Consider the following 23,156-nt stretch of genomic DNA (forward strand, 5'->3'; position numbering starts at 1 on the left):
GACAGAGCCAGTTACCTCATCCCAAACATATTAGACCGAAATTTCCCGCCGCCGCCAGGAAGGTTCCGAGCTTTTTTCATCATCTTCTGCATCTCGCGGAACTGCTCGAGCAGCCGGTTCACTTCACTGATCGGGCGTCCGCAGCCCTTCGCGACCCGCGCGCGCCGCGAGCCGTTCATGATCTCGGGATGCCTGCGCTCCTCGAGCGTCATCGACAGCACGATCGCTTCGAGGTGACGCATGCGCTTCGGGTCGGCGGCCTTGATTTGCTTGAGCATCTTGCCGTTCACGCCGGGAAGCATCTTGAGCAGGCCCTCGAGAGGCCCGAGGCGCTCGATCTGCTTCATGGCGGTGAGGAAGTCGCCCAAGTCCATCCCTTCCTTGCGGACCTTTTTCTCGAGGCGTTTGGCCTCGTCGGCATCGAAGGCGGTCTGCGCTTTCTCGACGAGCGACACGATGTCGCCCTGCTGGAGAATGCGTCCGGCCATTCGGTCCGGATGGAACTCCTCGAGCGCGTCCGGCTTTTCGCCGACGCCAATGTACTTGATCGGCTTCTTGGTGACGCCGTAGATCGAGAGCGCGGCGCCGCCCCTGGCGTCGCCGTCGAGCTTCGTGAGGATGACGCCGGTGATGTGGAGCCGCTGATCGAATCCCTGCGCGATCTTGACGGCGTCCTGGCCGGTCATGCCGTCGGCGACGAGCAGAATCTCGTCCGGATGGATCGCCGCTTTGAGCTTCTCCAACTCGGCCATCATGTCGTCGTCGATCTGCAGGCGTCCCGCGGTGTCGATGATGACGACGCGGTCGCGCCCGCGGCGCGCGGCGTCGATGCCCGCCTTGGCGATCTTCACGACGTCCTGCGTCGATCGATCGGCGTAGACCGGAACGTCGAGCTGTGTGCCGAGCGTCTCGAGCTGATCGATGGCGGCCGGGCGGTAGACGTCGCAAGCGACCAGACGCGTCGGCCGCGCTTCGGCCTTCAGTCGGCGGGCAAGTTTGGCGGCGGTCGTCGTCTTTCCCGATCCCTGAAGTCCGACCATCATCACGATGGTGGGCGGAACGGAGCTGAGCTTGAGTCCCTCGCGCGTCTCGCCGAGCATCGCGGCGAGCTCGTCGTAGACGACCTTGACGAGCTGTTGGCCGGGGGAAACGGTGCGAAGCTGCGCGACGCCGACGGCTTTCTTCTCGACGCGCTCGAGGAATTCGCGCGTGAGCTGGAAGTTGACGTCCGCCTCGAGCAGGACGCGGCGGACCTCGCGAAGCCCTTCTTTGATGTCGGCTTCGGTGAGGACGCCCCGGCCGCGCAGCCGGGCAAACGTGGCCTCCAGTTTTTCGGAAAGCTCGTCGAACATAGACTGGGAAAGGTAGCGGAGAGGCGGGGTTCGTTCAAGCAAACGCCTGTGCGCTATTGGCTTTGCCCCGTTATACTTAGGCCGCGAATGGGTGGACCGGTGGACGGTGGACAGGTGGACGGGGAACTACCGAGCCGTCAGCCGCCAATCGTCAGGCATGAGTGCCCGTCCACCCGTCCGCCTGTCCACCCGTCCACCTCATGGCCAAGACCCAACGCAAGGACGATATCCTCAAATCGGAGCTGCCGCCCTCACTTCCGCTGATGGCGCTTCGGTCAACGATCGTCTACCCCCTGGGCACGATCGCCGTGCAGATGGGCGCACCGGAGAACCTGGCGCTCCTTCGCGCCAACGAGCACTCGGGGTTGATCGTGGCGCTGGTCGTTGCGAGCGGTGACCACGACGAACCGATAGACAATGAGCGTTTCCGCGGCCGAGTGGGCGTGGCGGCCCGGGTGCACGAGCGAATCAATCTGCCGGGCGACACCGTCCAGATCACGCTCCAAGGCCTGCGACGAATCGTCATCGACGACATGGCGCAGCTGGAGCCGTACCCGATCGCCAACGTCCGCGCGGCGCGCGAGACGCCCGCCGATCCGAACGAGATCGACGATCTCGTGACGCGAGTCGTGTCGTCGGCCGAGACGTTGGCCGAGCTCGTCGAGCGCATTCCCGACGAAGTGCCGGCGATCCTGAAGATGAACGTCTCCGATCCGGGTCGCTTTGCCGACCTCGCGGCGACGAACATGAACTTGCGCATCGCCGACAAGGACGAAGTGCTGCAGCGGCTCGACGTGGGCCAGCGGCTCCGCTTCATCCTCGGGCGGCTCGAGCGCGAAGTCGCGCGCGCGCGCGTGATGGAGGACGTCAAGAAGCAGACGGAGATCAAGATCGAGCAGCACCAGCGCGAGTTCTATCTCCGCCAGCAACTGCGCGCGATCCAGGCCGAGCTGGGCGAGGCCGATCCCGGCGAGAAGGAAGCGATCGACCTGCTCAAGAAGATCGACGACGCGAAGCTCCCGGAAAAAGTCGGGCAGGAAGCGCGGCGCGAGACGGAGCGCATGCGCATGCTCTCGCCGGCGTCGAGCGAGTATCACGTCGTTCGCACGTACCTCGACTGGATTCTGTCGCTTCCCTGGAACAAGCGCACGGGCGAAGAGCTGATCGACTTGAAGAAAGTCGAAGAGGCGCTCGACCAGCGGCACTACGGGCTCGACGAGGCGAAGGAGCGCATCATCGAGTACCTCGCCGTGCGAAAGCTGCGCGGCGGCGATCCGCACGGACCGATCCTCTGCTTCGTCGGCCCGCCGGGTACCGGCAAGACCTCGCTCGGCGAGGCGATCGGCAAGTCGATCGGCAGAGAGTTCTACCGGATTTCAGTCGGCGGCGTGCGCGACGAGGCCGAGATTCGCGGCCATCGTCGTACCTACGTCGGCGCGATGCCGGGGCTCGTCATCCAAGCGCTGCGCCGCGTGGCGGTGAAGGATCCGGTGTTGATGATCGACGAGATTGATAAAATGTCCGGCGGGGGACCCTCCGGAGACCCGACGGCGGCGATGCTCGAGGTGCTCGACCCGAGCCAGAACAACACGTTCGTCGATCACTATTTGAATTTGCCGTTCGACCTCTCGCAGTGCTTGTTCATTTGCACGGCGAACAATCTGTTCGACATCCCGGCGCCGCTGCGCGACCGGCTCGAGATCATCAAGATCGCGGGCTACACCGTCGAGGAAAAAGTCGAGATCGCGTGGCGCTATCTCTTGCCGCGTCTGCTCGACGAGCACGGCATCACCGACAAGGATCTCCAGTTCACCGACGAGTCGCTGTCGTTCATCTCGAACCGGTACTCGCGCGAGGCCGGGCTTCGCAACTTCGAGCGCAACCTGGCGGCGATCATGCGCAAGCGCGCTCGCGCCAAGGCCGAAGGCGAAGAGGGCGCGTGGATCGTCGACGTCGAGAAGGTCGAGGAAGTGCTGGGCGTCCCGCGCTTCGCCGCCGAGGAAGCGGAGAAGGTGCCGGAGGTCGGGGTGGTCACGGGCTTGGCGTGGACGTCGACCGGCGGCGACATCATGCTGATCGAGGCGCTGCGCATGCCGGGCAGCGGCCGGCTCACGGTGACCGGCCAGCTCGGCGACGTGATGCGCGAGTCGGTCGACGCCGCGTACTCCTACGTCCGCTCGCGCGCCGCCCACCTCGGCATTGAAGATTCAGTATTTAGAGAGAGTGATCTCCACATCCACCTGCCGGCGGGCGCCATCCCGAAGGACGGTCCGAGCGCGGGCATCACGCTCTCCTTGGCGATCGCCAGCGCGCTGAGCGGCCGCCCCGTGCGCCGCGACCTCGCCATGACCGGCGAAGTGACCCTGCGCGGCAAGGTGCTGGAGATCGGCGGCGTGAAGGAAAAGGTGCTCGCCGCGTACCGGTCCGGGCTCCGTCAGGTGATCATGCCCAAGTCGAACGAAAAAGACCTGCGCGAGGTGCCCGACGAGGTCCGAAAGAACATGGTCTTCTTCTTCGTCGAGCGGATGGACGAGGTTCTCCACCTCGCGCTCCTGCACCCGGTCGGCAGCGAGCTGGCCGATCATGTCGAGCCCCCGCCGGACGCCGCGACGGTGATCACACCGAGCATCGCGCCGGCTGATCGCGTGGCGCCGGAAACGGAGACGGTGATCGGGTCGGACTAAAGGAACGGCACCGGGGCCGGGCTGGGGAAACCAGCTCTACCGCAGTGCTCTTCAACTATTTGAAGAACGACGAGATCACGTAGATCAGTAGCCCGGCCAATCCGCCGACGATCGTGCCGTTGATGCGGATGAACTGGAGGTCGCGGCCGATTGCCAGCTCGACGCGGCGGGACGTGAGCTCGGGGTCCCAGGACGCAACCGTCGACGCGATCAGTTCGCCGACCTCGTCCTGGTAGCGCGCGACGAGGTAGACGGCGACGTTCACCGCCAATTCGTCGAGCTTCGCCAAGAGCTCGTCGTCGTTGACGGCCTTCTGCCCGAACGTCGTCAGCCCATGCTCGATCGCGCCGGGAGCGGAGGATTCCGGATTGTCGACGTAACGCGCCAGCGCGTCCTTCGCTTCCTGCCAAAGCGAGAGCGAGAAGCGTCGGGCCGCTTCGTTGTCGAGGAACTCCTCCTTCCACGCGTCGACGCGCTGGGCGAGCTCGGGCGAGTTGTTGAGCCGGTCGACGAAGCGGCGCAGCCCGTCGTCGAAGCGCGCGCGGAGCGGATGATCCGGATCCTGACTCAGCTCACTCAGCAGCCGCTGGATCGCGCGCAGCACCCGCTTGAAGATCTTCTCGTCGACCGCCGACGGAATCCACCAGGGCGTTTCCTGCTCGATGCGCTGGCGAATCAGCTCGCTGTTGTCGTTCACCGTGCGCGCCGCGAGCACGATCACCTCGTCGAGCAGCTCCTGGTGCCGGTCGCCCTCCGTGATCACGCCCAGCACTTTGCCGAGCAGCGGCGCGAGGTGCATCGACCGGACGCGTTGCGCAAGACTCCGGTCGATCACGTCCTGCACGTCTTCGTCGCGCAGCATCTGCGCGGCGGAGCTCATCGCCTCGGCGGCGCTCCGCGCGATCGTCCGCGCGTTCTCCGGCTCGGCGAGCCACTCCGCGATGCGCCGCCCGACCTCGAGCGTCCGCATGCGGTGCTCGATCACCTCGCGCGAGAGGAAGTTGCGCTGGACGAACGCGCCGAGCGTGCGCCCGACACGATCCTTGCGCGCCGGCACGATCGCCGTGTGCGGAATCGGAATGCCGAGCGGATGCCGGAAGAGCGCCGTCACGGCGAACCAATCGGCGAGGCCGCCGATCATTCCCGCTTCCATCGTTGCGCGAACGTAACCGAGCCAGGCCCAACGTGTCTCGAGCGCGCGCGTCACGATGAAGAGCACCGTGGCGCCGACGAGCAACAACGTCGCGCGGCGCTTCATCGCATCGAGCTGCGCCTGTCGTGTCGCCTCGTCGTGCAGGATCTGCATGGCGCGCGGTCCGCCGTTCGCGGCCGACGGCGCAAGCGGTCCGACGCCGACGGGCGCCGGAGCCGGGCCTGACAGACGCGGCGTCGCCGGCGGCGGCGTTTCGGCCGTGGACTGCACGGGCGGGGGCGCGTTCTTCTGCGCCGGGCTCGTCACCGCGGAACCACCTTGACCTTGCCGAGATCGACGAGGTCGGTGGGCGACCCGTTCGGAACGTCTACATAGAGCACGACGGGGCGCCCGGCGATTTCGCGGACGTCCATCTCGATCGTCCGTGCCGGCGTGTCGAAGTGGCGGCGTTCACCGGTGACGCGAGGTCGCACGTTGAAGCGCTCTCGCATGACCTGATCCATCGCCGACACGAACTCGGCCGCGTCGCCGGCGTGATCCCACACGGTGACCCAGGCCAGCGAGTAGCCGGCAGGCGTCTTCACGAGCGCGTAGCGATCCCCGTCCCATCCGTTCGAGGCGCGGATCGACGCGTCCTGGTCGTGCGTGTGCGCGAACACGAGGAGTCGCGTGCCGAATTCGCCGAAGTCGTTTACGTCGACGGTGCCCGGAATCTTGGGCAGCGTCACTTCGCTCGGCACGTCGCGCGGCTGCACGAAGTACGCCGAGTCGTGCATGAGCTGTTCGCTCGATGCGGGGAGGTCGGAGAGCGGAAGCTCGCCGATCTTCCCGCGCGCGTTGAACCGGCGAACGAAATCCGAGCCGTTGATATACGGAAAGAGCAGCGTCTCCTGAATCACCATCGGCGCGGACGCGAAGACCGGCTGCGTCTTTTGCGCGTCGCGGATCGTCTGGCGGATCGACTCCCAGCCGCCGGGCAGTTGGGCAGCGATGTTCCCGCCGCCGCCGGCCATGATGTACATCTGGTCGTACGTCGCCTGTCCTTCGACGACGGCCTGCGCGGCAAGCTGTCGGTCGTCGTCGCCCTCGATGTGCTCGAGCGAATCCAGATTCGCGTATTGATCCTGGAGCGCGTGAATCAGTTCGTGCATGATCGTGATGCCCACGTACTCCTCGGGCGCTCCGTTCACGACGTACAGCACCTTCGTCTTGGGATCGTAGAATCCCATGATCTGTTCGGTGAGCACCTTCACGTAGAAGTCGGCGAGGCGCATCGTGTCGCGAACGAGGCCGAGCATCTTGTAGATCGCTTCCTGGTTCGCGAGCTGCTTTTGCACGCCAGGCTCTTCCAGCTTGGCGACGAGGAACTTGCGGACTTCATCGCGCGAGCGGATCTCGAGCTTGGGCGGCGTCTTGAATTTGACGCCGAGCGCGGCTTCGATCTTCGGAACGTCGGCGGCGACCTTGTCCGCGTACGGACCGTCGCCGGCCGCTTCGCCGCGGCGGCACGCGGCCAACGAGAGCGCGGAAAGCCCGCCGATCAGAAGAGACGCAAAACGGTGTCGCATCGCGGAGGTGATCATGGAATCGGCGCGCTCTCGTCCCACTTCACGTCGACGCCGGCCATCAAGCCGACGACGCGCGCAACGTCGTGGCCGCGGATGACGATGCCCTCTTCCATCAATTGATGCGCGAGCTCCGCTTCGATCGGAGCGAGCGGCGGCACGACGGACGGCCTCGCGGCGCCGTTGGCCTCGCGGTCGCCGGGTCCGGTGGCGACGGGCGCGCCGACGAAGAGCGCCTCCAGCTCGGCGCCGAACCGTTCGAACGCGTTACTCGGTGGCCGCGTCGCCGCCTCGTTGTCGCGGCGCTCTTCTTCCTGCTCCTTGTCGGTGCGCGCCTGCTCCTTCAGCGCGGCGATACGCCGCTCGATGAGCTGCTCGGTGCGCGGCGAGTACTTAATGATCGCCTGCATGTGCGCGCAGGCCTCGTCGACCGCGTCGATCGCCTTGTCGGGACGCATCCGGTCCGTCACATATTGATCGGTGAGCTTGACCGCGGCGCGCATCGCGTCGTCGGAGATGAGCACGTTATGATGGCGCTCGAGACGCTCCTTCCGGGCCTGGAGGATCTCGAGCGTTTCCGCTTCGCCGAGCTCGCGGACGACGACCTTCTGGAATCGGCGCTCGAGCGCGGGGTCGCCACCGACCCACTTCTCGTATTCGTCGCTCGTGGTCGCGCCGATGACGCGGAAGTCGCCGCGCACGAGCGCTGGCTTGAGCATGTTGGCCGCGTCCATCGCGACGCCGATCGCCGTGCCCTGCCCGATCAGGTTGTGCAGCTCGTCGATGAACAGGATCACGTCGCTCGCCGCGGTCGTCTCGGCGACGATGCCGCGGATGCGCTCCTCGTACTGGCCGCGGTACGTCGTGCCGGCGAGCAGCGCCACGTGGTCGAGCGAGAGCAAACGCACCGGTTTGAGGACGAGCGGCACGCGCTCCTGCGCGATCCGCTGCGCGAGTCCTTCGGCGATCGCCGTCTTGCCGACGCCCGCCGGCCCGACGAGCGTCGGGTTGTTCTTGCCGTGGCGGAGCAGGATGTCGATGACCCGCGAAACCTCGTCGTCGCGGCAGCGCACGGGCTCGAGCCGGCCCGCTCGCGCGGCGGCCGTCAGGTCCGTGGTGAATCGCGCCAGCGCACCGCCAGCGGCCTCGTTTCTCAGGTATTCGCCGATCATTGGCGAAAGCTACTTTGCCGCGCAGGCCACTGGCGGCGGCTGGCATGGCGAGCCGGCCATTGGCGACGGCAGGAGGAATTCAACGCAGACACAGACTTGAAAGGCAACAGCCGCGGATCGTGAGAACGGGGCCGCATAACGGGCACCTTCAGTCTTCATCTGCGGCATTGTTGTTGAATCCGCGGCATCTGTGTTCCCATTTGCCCGGCTAGGCCAGTGGCCAGCCCTTGCATCGATCTACCGTACGAGCCAGGACAGAAGAGCGTCGCCCCAAAACAACGTGAGCACCGCCGCGGGCGCAAGAAAAACTCCGAACGGCACGAGCGGCGTTTCCAGCGGCATGCTGCCGAGCGCCAGCTCCGTCTGCTCGCGGGTCTGACCGCGCCGCAGCATCGCGACTGGAATCACGACGACACCGAACGCCAGAGCACCGAGCGTCGCTCCGAGAAAGATCGTAATGAGCGCGCGCGTCGGTCCCAGCGCGGCGCCGATGAAGGCCATGAGCGTCACGTCACCGAGGCCCATCGCCTCGCGTCTGGTCACGACTTCACCGAGCCAGCCGACGATGGCGATCATGCCGGCGCCGGTGCACGCGCCGATCAATGCGTCGTACGGCCCGGCAAAGATGCCGGTTTCGTTCTGAAAAAAGCCGATCAGCGCCGTGAGCAGCGCGAACACCATTCCGAAAAGCGTGAAGCCGTCGGGGATCAGATAGTGGCGGGCGTCGGTCATCGCCACGCCGAGCAGCACGGTGCCGAACACCGCCACGCGAAACGCGGTGAACGTCGCTCCATAATGACGTATCGCGAGTAACCAGCCGAGCGCCACCGCCAGCTCGATCGCCGGGTACATCGCCGAAATCGGTTCGTCGCAGCAACGGCAACGTCCGCGCAACGCGAGCCAACTCACGATCGGCACGTTCTCGAACCACGCCAGCTGGTTGCCGCACTTGGGACAACGGGAGCGAGGACGCACGATCGACCGCTCGTTGGGCCAGCGGACGATGCAGACGTTCAGAAACGATCCAACGCACGCGCCGACCATGAACGCGTACGCCTGAACTATTAGGGACGGCGTCACCGCGAGAGCTCGTGTAGGAGAATGCCGGCGGCCACCGCGACGTTGAGCGACTCTATCGGCCGGACGATCGGAATGGCAACGAGTTTGTCGGCGCGTTCGCGCGCTGCCGGCGACAGGCCGCCCCCCTCGTTCCCCACGACGATGGCGACGCGCGCCGGCGGCACCGTGGCCGACAGGACCTCGCCCGCCGCATCCGCGGCCCAAACGTCCAGAGGGCCCCGGCGGCGGAACGCCTCCAGGTCGTCCCAGGTACCAGCAAGACAGAGATGATGAAAGTGTGCCCCCATCCCGCTACGGACGACTTTGGCATTCCAGAGGTCAACGGTCCCCGGCAAGGCCACCGTTGCGTCCGCGCCGAGGGCGGCGGCGGTGCGAACTATCGTGCCGACGTTGCCCGGGTCCTGGACCGCGTCCAGGACCAGGAGACGAAGCGAGGCGCGACTCGTCAGGGACGCCAAAGAACGGTCCGGCACCTCGGCGACGGCGAGAATGCCCTGCGGCGACTCCGTTTCGGCCGCGCTGGCGAACTCGTGGTGGTCCACGCGTTCCGTGGCAATCCCTCGAGCACCGAGCTCGGCGAGGAGGGACCCTCCGCGGGGTGTCTCATCCAATTGAGGGGCAGTGAGCACGCCTCGAACTACCAAGGGCGAGCGCGCCAGTTCCTCCACCGCGCGAACGCCTTCGGCGACGAAAAGTTGGTGTCGTTCGCGAGCCTTCCGTCGCCGGAGGTCGCGCGCGAGGGTCAGGAGACGCACGTTTTTACGGTGTAATCGCTGGACGAAAATGCAACAGGTCGCCTACAAGACGAGGGCGGGCTCGGCGGGTAGTCGGAATATGTCTTGCCCTACGGCGATGTGAACTCTTCAGCCTGATGGAAACGCAAACAATGAGACGATTTGGTGCGGCCGCGGCGGCCGCCGTGGTAGCCGGACTTTCCGCGTGCGCGATCTCGCAGCAGCAGGAAATCCAGATCGGCGCCGAGCAGTCCCAGCAAGTGAACTCGCAGCTGCCGATCGTCCAGGACCGGGCCATCAACCAGTACCTGAACAATCTCGGAGATTCGATCGCGCGCGTCACGAATCGCTCCGATCTGGTGTGGCATTTCTTCCTGGTGAACACGAACGACTTCAACGCCTTCGCTCTTCCGGGCGGCTACGTCTACATCAATCGCGGCGTCGCCGAGCGGTCCGACCGGATGGACCAGTTCGCGTCGGTCTTGGCGCACGAGATCGGACACGTCGCGCTGCGTCACTCGGTGAAGCAGATGCAGCAGATGCAGGGAGCCAACGTCGGCGCGGCGGTGCTGTGCACCCTCACGAGCGTTTGCAACGGCATCGGCGGCGCCGGCGTCCAGGTCGGCGGAGGGTTGCTGTTCGCCAAGTTCAGTCGCGGTGACGAGGCCGAGGCCGACGCCGCCGGGATCAGCGAGTTGGTCCGAGCTGGCATCGACCCGACGGGCATGCCGCAGATGTTCGACAAGCTGATTGCCGAGCGGCAGGCGCGACCCACGGCGGTCGACCAGTGGTTCACCGACCACCCGCTCGAGGAAGACCGCGTCCACGACACGCAGACCCAGATCGCGCAGATCAATCCGGCGATCATCCGGTCGCTGACGAAAGATTCGCCGGCGTTCCAGGATTTCAGGGCCCGCGTTCGCGCGCTTCCGCCTCCGCCCGCCCAGCGAACGGGTCGGCGGTAGGCCCGCGTCCCTTTAACCGCTCGACGACGCCGGACACGAGCCGAACGAAAGCATCCGCGGCACGCGCCGTCGTCGCGAGGACGTCGGCGTGCGTCAGCGGCGACGTCGTGAGCCCGGTGCCGAGGTTGGTCACGCAGCTGAAACCGAGCACGCGCATGCCGATCGCGCGCGCGACGATCACCTCCGGTACCGTCGACATTCCCACCGCATCGGCTCCAAGCACGGAGAGCATGCGCACCTCGGCGGCGGTTTCGTACTGCGGCCCGAGGAGCCCGGCGTAGACGCCCTCGCGCAACACGATGCCCTGCTCGCGGGCCACGTCGAGCGCGATTTGGGCGAGGCGTGGGTCGTAGGGCGACGACATGTCCGGAAACCGGAGGTCGCCTTGCTCGAGCGGCCCGACGAGAGGATTGCGAAACATCAGATTGATGTGATCGCGAATCAGCATCAGGTCGCCCGGGGCGAAGCTCGCGTTGACTCCGCCGGCGGCGTTGGAGACGATGAGCGTCCGCGCACCGAGCGCGTGAACCACGCGCACCGGATAGCCCGCGAGCGCGGCGTCGTGCCCCTCATACAGATGGAAGCGCCCCGACAACGCGAGGACCGGAACGCCTCGCAATGAGCCGGCGATCAGTTTCCCGGCGTGCCCGGCGACGGTCGCCGCTGGAAACCCCGGAACGTCTCGATAGTTGATCGACGTCGAGTCTTCGATCTCGTCGGCGAGACCGCCCAACCCCGAGCCGAGGACGATTGCCACGGCAGGCGAGAACGCGCCGAGGCGATCCCGAACTTCTTTCGCCGCGGCCAGCGCTTCGGCCGAACCGTGCCGGCTCACGCCGCCGCTCCCGAGCGGAGACGCGCGAGCTCGGCGTCGAAGTCAGCGAGAAGTTTCGAGCGCTCCTCCCAGGGCAGAAAGGCGCTCGCGAATCCGTTCCGCGCGACGCGGGCGAGCTCGTCGAAGGAGAAGTCGAGCGAGCGTGCCGCGTGGAGGTACTCGTCGGTGAGCGTCGTGCCGCTCATGAGACGATTGTCGGTGTTGAGCACGACGCTCAGCCCGCGGTCGAAGTAGCGGCGCAACGGATGCGCCTCGTACGAGACGACGGCGCGCGTCTGCACGTTGCTCGTGAGGCAGATCTCGAGCGGAATGCGGCGGTCGTTCACGTACTGGGTGAGCGCCTCGTCCTCGATGAGCCGCGTCGCGTGGCCGATACGATGCGCGCCGCACTGATGAATGGCCTCGCGCACGGACGACGCGTCGGCGCCTTCACCGGCGTGGCACGTGCACGCGAGGTCGTGCTCCTGCGCGAACGCGAACGCCGCCGCGTGTGGCGACGCGGGATTCCCGAGCTCGCCGCCGGCGAGATCGAAGCCGACGACGCCGCGCGTGCGGTAGGCGACCGCGAGGCGCGCGAGCTCGAGCGAGACGTCGGGCGACAAGTGGCGAAGCCCGCAGATGATGATCCGTCCGTGCGCGCCGCCATCGCGCGCCGCGCGCTCGAGTCCGCGCAGCGGAGCCTCGACCGTTTCACCGAGCGAGAGACCGCCGCGCACGTTCAGCACCGGCGCGAACCGCACCTCGATATAGCGTACGCCGTCGCGCCCCGCGTCGATCGCCAGCTCGTAGGCCACCCGCTCGAGCGCCTCCGCCGTCTGCAGAACGGCCAGGGTGACGTCGAACTTGGCGAGATAATCTTCGAGGCTCTGGGCGTCGTCCACGCGCATGAATTCGCGCAGCGCGTCGGCGTCGTCGCGCGGAATCGGCTGCTTGTACTCGTGCGCAAGCTCGAGCAGCGTCTCGGGGCGAAGCGAACCGTCGAGGTGGCAGTGCAGCTCGGCTTTCGGCAAACGGCGGAGCAGCTCCGACGTGATCGGAGGAACCGTGGTCACGGCTCGTCCGCCGAACGCGCGCGAGCCGAGACGATGCGCAGGATCGAGCCCGCGCTCATCACGGTCGCGGGCGCGAGCGGCAGTCCGCGGCTGTCGGTGATGACGCGAACACCGGAGCTCACTCCGGCCGCTTCTTGCTGGTCGAAGGCGCGAACGGCGTCGAGGGCACTCGAGCCGGACGGAAGATCGAGGGGACGAGAATTGACGAAAACGCGCAAAGTCTGAAGGGCGAAGGAGCCGAAGTGGAAGAGCCGAAGAGCGATGGAGCCCGGGCGTGACGGAGCCTCGGAGCGAAACTAACGAACGGTGAGAAGGGGCCCCAGGCTCGTGTCTATTTCGCGCCCGCTCGGCTGTTCACGACTCTGAACTGCGTTCCGGCGAACTGCTCCGGCCGAATCGTTCCTCGCTTCTTCACTTCGTCGATGAGCAGGTCTCGGATTTCTCGCTGCTGATCGTACACGACCGGGGCGTCGTGGAGCATCGAGAACCCTCCGCCTCCCGCTTGGCGATAGTTGTTCACCGCCATCGTGAATGAATCGGACGGCATCACCGCCTTCCCCTGGAATTCCAGTCGCGTGACGCGCTGGCCGATCGGCTTCGCCACGTCGATCTCGTAGTCGACCCCTCCGACGACGTCGTAGTTATAGCCGGGGATCGACGGGTCGGCTGTGATGCCGTTGGCGCCGGCGCGGAAGTACCGGGCGCTGTACTCGAGGTAGTCGCGCAGTTGCGCGCCGGTGACGCGCACGGCGCGGAGTGTGTTCTCGTACGGGTAGAGCGCGGCGACGCGGGCGATCGTGATCGGGCCGGCATCGAGCGACGCATCGAGCGAAAAGACGGCGGTCGACGCGAGCTGGGCGCCGGACGCGCGGCGCTCCACGTCGAGCACGAAGTCGGTCAGCGGGGTCGCGATGACGCGCCCGGAGTCGGCGCGCCACGCGACCGGCGTGCTGCCGATGGGCGTCGCCGCATACCGGACGGCGAGACGATGGCCCTCGGCCGCGACCGCGAGCACCTGAGAGTCTTCGCGATGGTGCGCGGCCGGGATCAGACGCCCTCGCTTGTAGACCACGGCCCAACGACCGTTGCGGCGCTCGAGCCGAAGCTGCGCCACGGCGAGACTCGTCGCCCAGTTCTTCGGCTGCATGAGCAGCGTCCCGGCGATGACCGTGTCGGCCATCTCCTTGTGCGTATGGCCGTACACGATCACGTCGATCCCCGGCACCTCGTGCGCGAGACGCGCCGCGACGTTCTCGCTCGCCACGCCCGTGCCGATCGTGTCGTACGACGACGGCTCGTCGAGTCCGGAGTGAACGACGGCGATCACGACCGCCGCCCCGGCGTTTCGCGCGTCACGAACCGAGCTGCGCACGTCGGGGATGATGTCGCGCACCTGCAGGCGGCCGGCGAGGTTGTCGCGGTCCCATACCATCGATCCCGGCGTCGTGGCGCCGACGATTCCCACTTTCACGCCGCGCCGAATCTCGACCGTCCATGCGCCGAACCGGCGCTGCCCGTTCGGTCCGTACACGTTGCACGCGAGGAGCGGGAATTCGGCTTGACGCAGCGCGCGGTCGAGCGTGGGAAGGCCGTAGTTGAATTCGTGGTTACCGATCGCGGCGGCGTCGTACTGCATCGCGTTCATCGCGGCGATCACCGGGTGCCGCGCGGTCGTGTCGACGCGCGCGGCGACGTACGTCAGCGGCGTTCCTTGCAGCATGTCGCCGGCGTCCACCAGGATGGGCATCGTGCCCGTCGTCCGCCGAATCGAATCGACGATCGTGGCGATCCGGGCGAGGCCGCGAAGCGTGTCCGGCCGGCCGGTCAGGTAATTCCAGCCCTCGACGTACCCGTGCACGTCGGTCGTCGCGGCGACAACGAGATCGACAGGGCCATTGGCGCCCAACGTCATGCTCGTATAGCACGCCGCGGCCGACAACAGCGCGAGCAGCAGCAATCCACGCATACGCATCGTCTGAAGCTAGCGATCGTGCCGGCGCCGATACCAGATTGTGACAGTGTGACGACTTTTTTTATCCGGTTGGCGCCGCCAATCTTCGCGGCGAATGAGCGCGTCGCGCGGCCTCAATGAACCCCTTCATCGTCGGAATCGCCGGGGGTTCGGGGTCCGGCAAATCGACCGTGGCGCGACACGTCGCGCAGGCCCTCCGCGCCGAGTCGGTCGCGTTCATCGACATGGACGCGTATTACATGAACTTCTCGCGGCTTTCGCTCGACGAGCGGCGGAAGGTCAACTGGGATCATCCGGACGCGTTCGATTGGCCCCTGCTGGTTGCACATCTGGAGCGGCTCGCCGGCGGCGAGTCGATCGAGAAACCCGTCTACGACTTCGTCACGCACTCGCGCACCGACAGCACGGTCCACATCCCGGCGGCCCGCGTGATCGTCGTCGACGGCATCCTGCTCTTCAATGACCCGCGCATCCGCGAACTCTGCGACGTGAAGATCTTCGTCGACGCAGACGCAGACCTCCGCCTCATCCGGCGCATCCGCCGCGACACGACAAAACGCGGCCGCCCGCTCGACGAAATCATCGAGCAGTACCTCACCACCGTCCATCCGATGCATCTCGAATTCGTCGAGCCGACGAAGCGCTACGCCGACGTGATCGTGCCGCGCGGAGGCCACAACGCGGTCGCGGTCGACATGATCGTCTCCAACATCCAGCGCCGGCTCGACGCGGCGGTCGCCACGTGACAGCCCCCAATGCCCGCCCCGTAACCGGCGAGCGAGTGCTCGTCGTCGACGACGAAGCGGACATCGTCGCCCTCGTCGCGTACCACTTGGTGAAGGCGGGGTACCGCGTGTCCACGGCCGCCACCGGCCCGGAGGCGCTGACGGCCGCGCGACAGGAACGCCCCGCGCTGATCGTGCTCGACCTCATGCTCCCCGGCGCGTCGGGCTACGACGTGCTCGAGCAGCTGCGAGCGCATGAAGCGACACGCGACGTCGCCGTCTTGATGCTCACGGCGCGCCGCGAAGAGCAGGATCGCATTCGCGGCCTCGCGCTCGGCGCCGACGACTATCTCACCAAGCCGTTCAGCCCTCAGGAGCTCGTCCTCCGCGTCGGCGCCATCCTGCGCCGCATGAGCGCCGGCGGTGTCGGGCCGTCGGACGTCGTTTCCATCGGTCCGGTCACCATCGACCGCGCCGAGCACCGGGTCGCGGTGGACGGACGGGCGATCGAGCTGACGCCGACCGAATACAAGCTCCTCTTGACGCTCGCCGAGCGGCGCGGTCGTGTTCAGGGACGCGCGCACCTGCTCGAGACCGTCTGGGAGGCCGCGCCCGACATTCAAACGCGCACGGTCGACATGCACGTACAGCGGCTGCGCACGAAGCTCGGCGAGGCCGGCGACCTGATCGAAACAGTTCGCGGATTCGGCTACCGACTCAAGAGCATACAGGCACGTCGCACGTGAGTCTCACCAAGCGGTTGTTGGTGGGATCGCTCGTCATCGTCGTTCTTCTCGTCGCGGTCGTCGTCGTGATCGCCGGCAACCGCCTGGACAACCGCCTCGCCGCCGAAACGCAGCACGAGCTCGAGCGCGAGGCGCGGCTCGTCGGCAGCGAATGGCACGCCGGCATGAACGACGACTCGCTCGCCGACGCAGCGGGTGCCGCGCTCGGCCGCCGCGTGACTCTCATTCGTTCGGACGGCAAAGTCGTCGGCGACTCCGAGTTCAGCGGCGACGATCTGGAACAACTTCAGAACCACTTTGGCCGCCCGGAAGTCGCCGACGCGCGTGAACGCGGCATCGGCTGGTCGCGCCGCCGCAGCCCGTCCGCCGGCGACGACGAGATCTACCTCGCCATCAAACATCCGCTCGGCACCGTGCGCGTGTCGGTCGGAACCGCGAAGTTCCGCGAGATCGTCAACGGAGCGCGCGACGACGTGATCGCGGCCGGGTTGCTCGCGCTCGCCGGTACGCTGATCGTGGCGTTCGGCTTCTCGCGCGCCGTGTCGCAGCCGATCATCGAGCTGCGCGACGTCGCGACCGCGATCGCGGCCGGGGATCTCGAGCGCCGGCCTGCTCTTTCGGCGCCGGGCGAAGTCGGCGACCTCGCGTCGGCGCTTCAACGGATGACCGAGCAGCTCTCCTCTCGACTGTCGGCGCTCCAGGCGGAAGACGCGCTGTTGTCGGCGGTGATCGATTCGCTCGACGAGGGCATCGTCGCCGTCAGCGCGCGCGGCAGCGTCGTGCGTCTGAACGAGAGCGCGCGCCGGCTCCTCGACCTGCGCGCCAACGTGCCCTTCTCGACCGACATGCTCCCGCAACACCGGCTCATGCGCGACGCGCTGCGCGGCGCGATGGCCGGCGTCGCCACCGGCCCCCTCGAGATCGGCGTCGCCGACCGGACGTTGCTCGTTTCGGCGCGCCCGCTTCCCCCCCCCGACGGCGGCGCGGTGGTCGCCGTGCAGGATCTCACGACGCGGCGGAGACTCGAAACGATCCGCCGCGACTTCGTCGCCAACGTGTCGCACGAGCTCAAGACGCCGCTCACGGTCATCGCCGGCTTCGCCGAGACGCTTCGCGACCGCGAGTTGCCGTCGGACAACCGCGAGCGGTTTCTCGACACCATCGAGGCGAACACGCGGCGCATGCAGCGAATCGTCGACGATTTGCTCGACCTGTCACGGTACGAGTCGGGCAGCTGGCGGCCGAACGTGGTATCGAACGATCTGGCCGGCGTCGTGAGCGACGTGTTCACCGGCATCGCCCGCGCCGCCGACGCAAAGGGGCTCACGCTCGGATTCCAAGCGTCGCCCGACGCGCAGCACGTTGAGGCGGATCCGACCGCGCTGCGTCAGGTCCTCGGGAACCTGATCGAGAACGCGGTGCGGCACACCGCGCGCGGCAGCGTCACGGTGAGCGCCGAAGCGCCGCCGCGCGGCGGCACGACGCTCCGCGTGCGCGACACGGGGAGCGGCATCCCGACGGAGCACCTCGGCCGCATCTTCGAGCGTTTTTATCGCGTCGACGCGGGACGCGCGCGCGACGAAGGCGGAACCGGCCTCGGCCTCGCGATCGTGCGGCACCTCGTCGAAGCACACGGCGGATCGGTGCGAGCGGAGAGCGTCGTCGGCCAAGGCACGACGATCACCGCGCATTTTCCGGCTGCCGCCGTTACCCACGTGTGACGCCGGGCACGGCGCGCGTCGAACTCGCGCGCGGCATCCAACATATATTCGTATCCGTGTAGCGTCCGCGACGACGCGCGGTCGACGACAGTTCGCCCAAGCGCAGGAGGCCACGCTTGTCCGTAACTATCCCGGTCGGGCGCAGTGATCGCCCACAACGACGTGCGGTGGCGCCGGGACACCGGCGTGTCGCCGCGATCGACATCGGCTCGAATTCGATCCGCCAGATCGTCGCCGACGTTTCCACCGACGGCACCATTCAAGTCGTCGACGAGATGAAGGCGGCGCCGAGACTCGCGACGGGGCTCGCCGCGAACGGACGGCTCTCGGACATCGCGATCCGCGCGGCGATCGAAGCCGTCGAGCGTATGGCGACGCTGGCCAAAGAGCTCGGCGCGGCGCGCATCGACGTCGTCGCGACGAGCGCGGTCCGCGACGCGAGCAACGCCGCCGCCTTCATCACCGAAGTGCAGCGCGTGACCGGTCTTCGCGTGCGCGTGCTGGACGGCGCCGAAGAGGCGCGACTCAGCTTCCGCAGCGCGGTCGCGCACTTCGACATGGGAGTCGGCCGCACGGTGGTGCTCGACATCGGCGGCGGCTCGGCCGAATTGGCGCTGAGCGCCGAGGGCGTGATCGAACGTCTCGTGTCGCTGCCGTTCGGCGCGATCCGGTTGACGGAAGAATTCTTCGAGCACGGCGTAACGCCCCGCGGCGTGCGCAAGCTTCGCAAAGCGGTGAGCAACGCGATCCGCGCCAACGTGCCTCGCCGCGACTGGCGCGGCGCCCAACTCATCGGCTCGGGCGGGACGTTCACCAACCTCGCCGGTGTCTACCTGGCGCGGCAGGGAATCCTCACGGCCGCGCGGTCGGTCCACGCGGCGCACATTCCGCGCGCGGATCTCGAGCACATCCTCGACATGCTCGCCGACATGACGTCGGACGAGCGACGCGAGGTGCCGGGGCTCAATCCCGAGCGAGCCGACATCATCGTCGCCGGCGTCGCGGTCGCGGCCGAAGTGCTGCGACGCCTCGAATCTCGCGAGCTCGTGGTGTCGCGTTACGGAATTCGCGAGGGGTTGCTCCTCGAGGCGGCGCGGGTCGTTCCGACGATCGCCGACCCCGGCGACGCTCGCGCGCGCTCGGTGACCGACCTCGCCCAGCGCTGCCACGCCGAAGAGCCGCACTCGTCGCGCGTTCAGGTGCTCGCGCTCGCGCTGTTCGACGCGCTCGGCGAGCGGCTCGGCTGCACGCGCGACGACCGGGCGGCGCTGGCCGACGCCGCGTTGCTGCACGACGCGGGCTACCACATCAGCTATGAACGGCACCACAAGCACTCGTACCATCTGGTGCTCCACGCCGATCTGCTCGGCATGCCGCCGTCGGAGCAGGTCGTGATCGCGAACGTCTCGCGCTACCACCGCGGATCCGAGCCGCGGCGCCGTCATCGCAACTTCGGCATGCTCGACAAAACGCTGCGACGCCGCATTCGCCGGCTGTCGGCGATTCTGCGCATCGCGGATGGACTTGACCGTGGCCACGTAAGCGCGGTCGCGGGCGTGAAGGTCCGCTGGACGCAGCGCGCGATTCGCATCACTCCCGTCCCCGCGTCACCGCGGCCGCGCGGAGCGATGAGGCTCGAGATGTGGGGCGCTCACCGAAAATCGGGGCTGTTGGCGACCGTCGCGGGGACGGCGGTGGAGATCGTGGCGCCGGACGGGCATGTACTATCGTCCGACAGCTTGGGGGGGGAGGAGTTGGAGTAACTCAGGAGTCAGGTCTGAGGCAGTCCTGAGATCTGAGTGTGCACCCCAAGCCATTCGGAGCGCACGGAGTTCAACGCGGCTCTCAGCACTCGCCCTCGATGCTCACCCTCGATCCGGTCTGGCTTCCACGGATGAGCGCCCGCCAATTGGTGCGAAACCAGCCCCGGGGTTTCCGCGCCGTCAGTCTCCGAGAACCGGCGTCCTCTCCCCTGATCTCTCGGCAGCCGGAATCTCTCTCGCCGGCGAGGTCTCGCGTGGCGTCCCCCACGGCTGCTTGATCAGCACCTCGTGCGACGGCCGTGCGGTGCTTGCCGGGTTGCGTTGCGTCCACGTGCCGTCGGGTCCGAGATCCCACGCCATCCGCTCGTCCGACAGATACGTGCGCAGTAGCATGCGCACGCGTTCGTGCAGCGCCGGCGTCTCGATCGGCGCCACTGCCTCGACGCGGCGGTCGAAGTTGCGCGGCATCCAGTCGGCGGAGCCGAGGTAAAACTCTTCGTCGCCGCCGTTCGTGAACTGCCAGAGGCGCGAGTGCTCGAGGAAGCGGCCGACGATGCTCACGACGCGGATGTTCTCGCTCACGCCGGGAAGACCCGGGCGCAGACAGCAAATGCCTCGCACGATGAGGTCGATCTCGACCCCGGCCTGCGACGCTCGATAAAGCGCGTCGATCGTCTCCTCGTCCACGAGCGCGTTCATCTTGCCGACGATCCGCGCCGGCCGGCCCGCCGCCGCGTGCTCGGCTTCACGGGCGATGAGCTCGAGGAACCGCGCGCGCATGTTCACCGGCGCGACGAGCAGCTTGCGATAGAGGCGCTGGCGCGAATAGCCCGTCAGCGAATTGAACAGATCGCTCACGTCGGCGCCGATCGACGGACTGCACGTGAGCAGACCGACGTCGGTGTACAGCCTGGCCGTGCGCGAGTTGTAGTTGCCCGTGCCAAGATGGATGTAGCGGCGGATGCCGTCCACCTCGCGGCGGACGACGAGCGCCGTCTTGGCGTGCGTCTTGAGCGTCGCCGATCCGAACGCGACGTGCACGCCCGCGTCCTCGAGCTGCCGCGCCCACGTGATGTTGTTCGCTTCGTCGAAGCGCGCCTTGAGCTCGACGATCACGGCCACCTGCTTGCCGCGCTGCGCCGCTTCGACGAGCGCCGCCACGACGGCCGTGTCGCCCGACGTGCGATACAACGTGAGCTTGATCGCGAGCACCTGGTCGTCTCGCGCCGCTTCCTTCAGCAGGCGTTCGACCGACGCGCCGAACGAGTCGAACGGATGATGGACGAGGAGGTCGCCCTCGCGGATGACGTCGAAGATGTTCCGTTCGGCGTCGCGCAGCTCGGCCGGCGTCGCCGCCACGAACGGCGGGTCGCGCAGCGCGGGAATGTCGAGCGCCGCGAGCCCGCTCAGATCGCTGAGGTCGAGCAGTCTGCCCGCGTCGACGATGTCGCGCTCGCTGAGACGGCCGCTCTCGGCGACGTCGTCCTCGCGCAATTCCTCGAGGAGCAGGGCGCGCAGATGCGCCGGCATGTCGTCCTGCACTTCGACGCGAACGACCTCGCCGAAGCGGCGCTGGAAGACCTGCTCTTCAATCGTCGCGAGCAGGTCCTCCGGCTCTTCGACCGGAATGTCGAGGTCCGAATAGCGCGTGATGCGGAAGACGTACGACGCCACGACTTCCATGCCCGAAAAGAGCGCCGTCAGATTCGCGCCGATCACCTGCTCCAGCGGAACGAAGTGATTGGGGCGCGCGCGGACGGGAATCCAACGCGGGAGGCTCTTCGGGACCTTCACCCGCGCGAAGCGAATCTCGCCCGTGTCCGGGTCGCGAATCTCGACGGCGAGCGAAATCGAAAGGTTCGAGATGTACGGGAACGGATGACCCGGGTCGACCGCGAGCGGCGTCAACACCGGGAAAATCTGCGACTCGAAGTATTCGTCGATTTCGCCCCACTCGGCCGCCGTCAGATCGCGCACGCCGAGAAGACGGATGTCGTGGCGAGCGGCCTCGTCGAGAAGCGACGTGAGGCATCCGCGCTGCATCGCGCTCAGGCGTGCGACCTCGGCGTCGATCGCGTCGAGCTGCTCCTGCGGCGTCAGACCGTCGGCCGGCTTCTGGACGACGCCTGCCGCCACCTGGCGGCGGAGGCCGGCGACGCGAACCATGTAGAACTCGTCGAGGTTCGCGCTGAAGATCGCGAGGAACTTGACGCGCTCGAGCAGCGGAACGCGCGCGTCGAGTGCCTGCTGCAGCACTCGCGCGTTGAACGCCAGCCAGCTGAGTTCTCGATTGAGGAACAGCGAGGAGGGACGAACGTCGATCATGGGTTCAGCTTGGGAAAAAAAAGGGGGGCGCTGGGCTGCCGCCCCCCTTTGTACTTACCCCGCTCCGGCCAGGGGTGGCCAGAGGAATCTGTGATGTTGAACGTCACGTTGGAGTCACGTTTCCGGATGTTGAAAAGGTACTGGCAACATTCGGACCGAGCAGCGTGAGCAGTCACCGTGTGCGCCCCGGCGCCGGACTCAGTGGCATAATTCATTGCCTGCAAGCCACTTAAGCGGCAGCTTTGGCCCCAAACGGCTACAGTTTCACGAACTCGGCGAGGAGTAGATAGAGGACCGACGCCATCCCCGCTGAGGCCGGTATCGTGAGCACCCAGGCCCATACGATCCGGCCGGCGATTCCCCACCGTACCGCCGACGCGCGCTGAGTCGCGCCGACTCCGACGATCGATCCCGTGATCGTGTGCGTAGTGCTCACCGGGATTCCAAAGTGGGTCGCGATCAGGATCGCGGTAGCGCCTCCGGTCTCGGCGCAGAAGCCGCTCACCGGACGGAGCTTGGTGATCCGCTGCCCCATCGTGTGCACGATGCGCCAGCCGCCGAAGAGCGTGCCGAGCGAGATCGCCGTGTAGGCACCGAGCTCGAGCCAGTGCGGGATCGTATTGTTGTTCGGCAGATAGAGCGCATGGAGCCAACCCGTCTGCGTGGCGAAGCTCGCGTGGACCGAGACGAGGAGCCCGACGACGACTCCCATCGTCTTCTGCGCGTCGTTCCCGCCGTGCGAGTACGACAGCAGCGCCGAGCTGGCGAGCTGCGCCGCGCGAAAGAACCGATCGACGCGCGACGCCGACACGCGATGGAAAATCCAGAATATGAGTACCATGAACACGTAGCCGGCGAGCATGCCGAGCAGCGGGGACACGACGATGAACGACAGCGTCTGCACCCACTTCGTGCCCCAGGTGATCGCCCCCGCGCCGGCGCGTGCCACCGCGGCTCCGGCGTAACCGCCGATGAGCGCGTGCGACGAGCTCGATGGAATCCCGAAGTACCAGGTGATGAGGTTCCAGGCGATCGCGCCGAGCAGCCCGGCGAGAATCACGTTCGGGTTGACGATGCTCTGCTCGATCATTCCGCCGCCGACCGCTTTGGCGACGGCGAGCGATCCCGTGAACGCGGCGGCGAAATTGAAGATGGCCGCCCAGACGACGGCGGCGAGCGGGCTGAGGACTCGCGTCCCGACGATCGTGGCGATCGAGTTCGCCGAGTCGTGGAAGCCGTTGCTGAAATCGAAAATGAACGCGATCAAAATGATCGCGACGACGTAGGCGATCACGGGGTCTCGCGGGGAGAG

Annotated in this window: 18 protein-coding genes; 6 read left to right on the plus strand and 12 right to left on the minus strand. The window is 67.0% G+C overall.

The window, feature by feature from the left end; translation table 11 throughout:
- Window positions 1-11: 11 nt before the first annotated feature.
- Window positions 12-1,352, minus strand: coding sequence for a signal recognition particle protein (gene ffh / locus VGQ44_11960; protein HEV8447533.1), 1,341 nt, complete (start codon window positions 1,350-1,352; stop codon window positions 12-14).
- A gap of 200 nt (window positions 1,353-1,552) precedes the next feature.
- Here ffh and lon point away from each other — a divergent pair, with 200 nt between their 5' ends.
- Window positions 1,553-4,036 carry an endopeptidase La gene (lon, locus tag VGQ44_11965; protein ID HEV8447534.1) on the plus strand — a complete coding sequence of 828 codons (2,484 nt, stop codon included), beginning with the start codon at window positions 1,553-1,555 and terminating at the stop codon, window positions 4,034-4,036.
- Between the two features lie 55 nt (window positions 4,037-4,091).
- On the opposite strand, the gene VGQ44_11970 is transcribed toward lon, so the two are convergent.
- The 5 genes from VGQ44_11970 to VGQ44_11990 all read right to left on the minus strand — a co-directional run bounded on the left by VGQ44_11970 (window position 4,092) and on the right by VGQ44_11990 (window position 9,761).
- Complete coding sequence (locus VGQ44_11970) at window positions 4,092-5,495, minus strand: DUF445 family protein (protein ID HEV8447535.1); 1,404 nt, start codon at window positions 5,493-5,495, stop codon at window positions 4,092-4,094.
- On the minus strand, window positions 5,492-6,757 hold the full coding sequence (locus tag VGQ44_11975; protein ID HEV8447536.1) for a hypothetical protein: 1,266 nt from the start codon (window positions 6,755-6,757) through the stop codon (window positions 5,492-5,494). Before VGQ44_11975 ends, VGQ44_11970 begins: the two co-directional genes overlap by 4 nt.
- An 11-nt stretch (window positions 6,758-6,768) precedes the next feature.
- Window positions 6,769-7,926: an AAA family ATPase gene (locus tag VGQ44_11980; GenBank protein ID HEV8447537.1), complete on the minus strand. Its 1,158-nt coding sequence runs from the start codon at window positions 7,924-7,926 to the stop codon at window positions 6,769-6,771.
- A 237-nt stretch (window positions 7,927-8,163) separates the two neighbouring features.
- On the minus strand, window positions 8,164-9,006 hold the full coding sequence (locus tag VGQ44_11985; protein HEV8447538.1) for a prepilin peptidase: 843 nt from the start codon (window positions 9,004-9,006) through the stop codon (window positions 8,164-8,166).
- A complete protein-coding gene (locus tag VGQ44_11990) occupies window positions 9,003-9,761 on the minus strand; it encodes an RNA methyltransferase (GenBank protein ID HEV8447539.1) in 759 nt (252 codons plus the stop codon). Before VGQ44_11990 ends, VGQ44_11985 begins: the two co-directional genes overlap by 4 nt.
- A gap of 131 nt (window positions 9,762-9,892) precedes the next feature.
- Here VGQ44_11990 and VGQ44_11995 point away from each other — a divergent pair, with 131 nt between their 5' ends.
- Complete coding sequence (locus VGQ44_11995; GenBank protein ID HEV8447540.1) at window positions 9,893-10,705, plus strand: M48 family metallopeptidase; 813 nt, start codon at window positions 9,893-9,895, stop codon at window positions 10,703-10,705.
- On the opposite strand, the gene VGQ44_12000 is transcribed toward VGQ44_11995, so the two are convergent.
- From VGQ44_12000 to VGQ44_12015, 4 genes are all read right to left on the minus strand, one after another.
- Entirely contained in the window at window positions 10,647-11,540 is an 894-nt protein-coding gene (locus tag VGQ44_12000) for a purine-nucleoside phosphorylase (protein ID HEV8447541.1), read from the minus strand. The two genes, VGQ44_11995 and VGQ44_12000, sit on opposite strands and share 59 nt — an antisense overlap.
- Entirely contained in the window at window positions 11,537-12,592 is a 1,056-nt protein-coding gene (gene add / locus VGQ44_12005) for an adenosine deaminase (protein HEV8447542.1), read from the minus strand. The genes VGQ44_12000 and add overlap by 4 nt, the downstream gene beginning before the upstream one ends.
- A complete protein-coding gene (locus VGQ44_12010; protein ID HEV8447543.1) occupies window positions 12,589-12,810 on the minus strand; it encodes a hypothetical protein in 222 nt (73 codons plus the stop codon). The genes add and VGQ44_12010 overlap by 4 nt, the downstream gene beginning before the upstream one ends.
- A gap of 113 nt (window positions 12,811-12,923) precedes the next feature.
- Window positions 12,924-14,564: a 5'-nucleotidase C-terminal domain-containing protein gene (locus tag VGQ44_12015; GenBank protein HEV8447544.1), complete on the minus strand. Its 1,641-nt coding sequence runs from the start codon at window positions 14,562-14,564 to the stop codon at window positions 12,924-12,926.
- Window positions 14,565-14,680: 116 nt separating this feature from the next.
- Here VGQ44_12015 and udk point away from each other — a divergent pair, with 116 nt between their 5' ends.
- The 4 genes from udk (at window position 14,681) to VGQ44_12035 (ending at window position 19,519) form a co-directional block, all read left to right on the plus strand.
- Window positions 14,681-15,310 carry a uridine kinase gene (gene udk / locus VGQ44_12020; GenBank protein HEV8447545.1) on the plus strand — a complete coding sequence of 210 codons (630 nt, stop codon included), beginning with the start codon at window positions 14,681-14,683 and terminating at the stop codon, window positions 15,308-15,310.
- Window positions 15,307-16,035, plus strand: a complete 729-nt coding sequence (locus VGQ44_12025) for a response regulator (protein HEV8447546.1) — start codon at window positions 15,307-15,309, stop codon at window positions 16,033-16,035. The genes udk and VGQ44_12025 overlap by 4 nt, the downstream gene beginning before the upstream one ends.
- Window positions 16,032-17,756, plus strand: a complete 1,725-nt coding sequence (locus VGQ44_12030; GenBank protein ID HEV8447547.1) for an ATP-binding protein — start codon at window positions 16,032-16,034, stop codon at window positions 17,754-17,756. The genes VGQ44_12025 and VGQ44_12030 overlap by 4 nt, the downstream gene beginning before the upstream one ends.
- A 167-nt stretch (window positions 17,757-17,923) precedes the next feature.
- Window positions 17,924-19,519, plus strand: a complete 1,596-nt coding sequence (locus VGQ44_12035) for a Ppx/GppA phosphatase family protein (protein ID HEV8447548.1) — start codon at window positions 17,924-17,926, stop codon at window positions 19,517-19,519.
- Between the two features lie 180 nt (window positions 19,520-19,699).
- On the opposite strand, the gene ppk1 is transcribed toward VGQ44_12035, so the two are convergent.
- Together ppk1 and VGQ44_12045 are read right to left on the minus strand one after the other, a co-directional pair.
- Window positions 19,700-21,844 carry a polyphosphate kinase 1 gene (ppk1, locus tag VGQ44_12040; protein ID HEV8447549.1) on the minus strand — a complete coding sequence of 715 codons (2,145 nt, stop codon included), beginning with the start codon at window positions 21,842-21,844 and terminating at the stop codon, window positions 19,700-19,702.
- 256 nt (window positions 21,845-22,100) lie between these two features.
- Window positions 22,101-23,138: an anion permease gene (locus tag VGQ44_12045; GenBank protein HEV8447550.1), complete on the minus strand. Its 1,038-nt coding sequence runs from the start codon at window positions 23,136-23,138 to the stop codon at window positions 22,101-22,103.
- Window positions 23,139-23,156 lie beyond the last annotated feature (18 nt).

The organism is Gemmatimonadaceae bacterium, assembly GCA_036003045.1.
In the GTDB taxonomy this organism is placed as follows: domain Bacteria; phylum Gemmatimonadota; class Gemmatimonadetes; order Gemmatimonadales; family Gemmatimonadaceae; genus JAQBQB01.

Coding starts and splice junctions, on each gene's coding strand:
- VGQ44_11980 (HEV8447537.1), bottom strand. CDS start 7,926: ATGATCGGCGAATACCTGAGAAACGAGGCCGCTGGCGGTGCGCTGGCG.
- VGQ44_11995 (HEV8447540.1), top strand. CDS start 9,893: ATGAGACGATTTGGTGCGGCCGCGGCGGCCGCCGTGGTAGCCGGACTT.
- VGQ44_12015 (HEV8447544.1), bottom strand. CDS start 14,564: ATGCGTATGCGTGGATTGCTGCTGCTCGCGCTGTTGTCGGCCGCGGCG.
- udk (HEV8447545.1), top strand. CDS start 14,681: ATGAACCCCTTCATCGTCGGAATCGCCGGGGGTTCGGGGTCCGGCAAA.
- lon (HEV8447534.1), top strand. CDS start 1,553: ATGGCCAAGACCCAACGCAAGGACGATATCCTCAAATCGGAGCTGCCG.
- ppk1 (HEV8447549.1), bottom strand. CDS start 21,844: ATGATCGACGTTCGTCCCTCCTCGCTGTTCCTCAATCGAGAACTCAGC.
- ffh (HEV8447533.1), bottom strand. CDS start 1,352: ATGTTCGACGAGCTTTCCGAAAAACTGGAGGCCACGTTTGCCCGGCTG.
- VGQ44_11975 (HEV8447536.1), bottom strand. CDS start 6,757: ATGCGACACCGTTTTGCGTCTCTTCTGATCGGCGGGCTTTCCGCGCTC.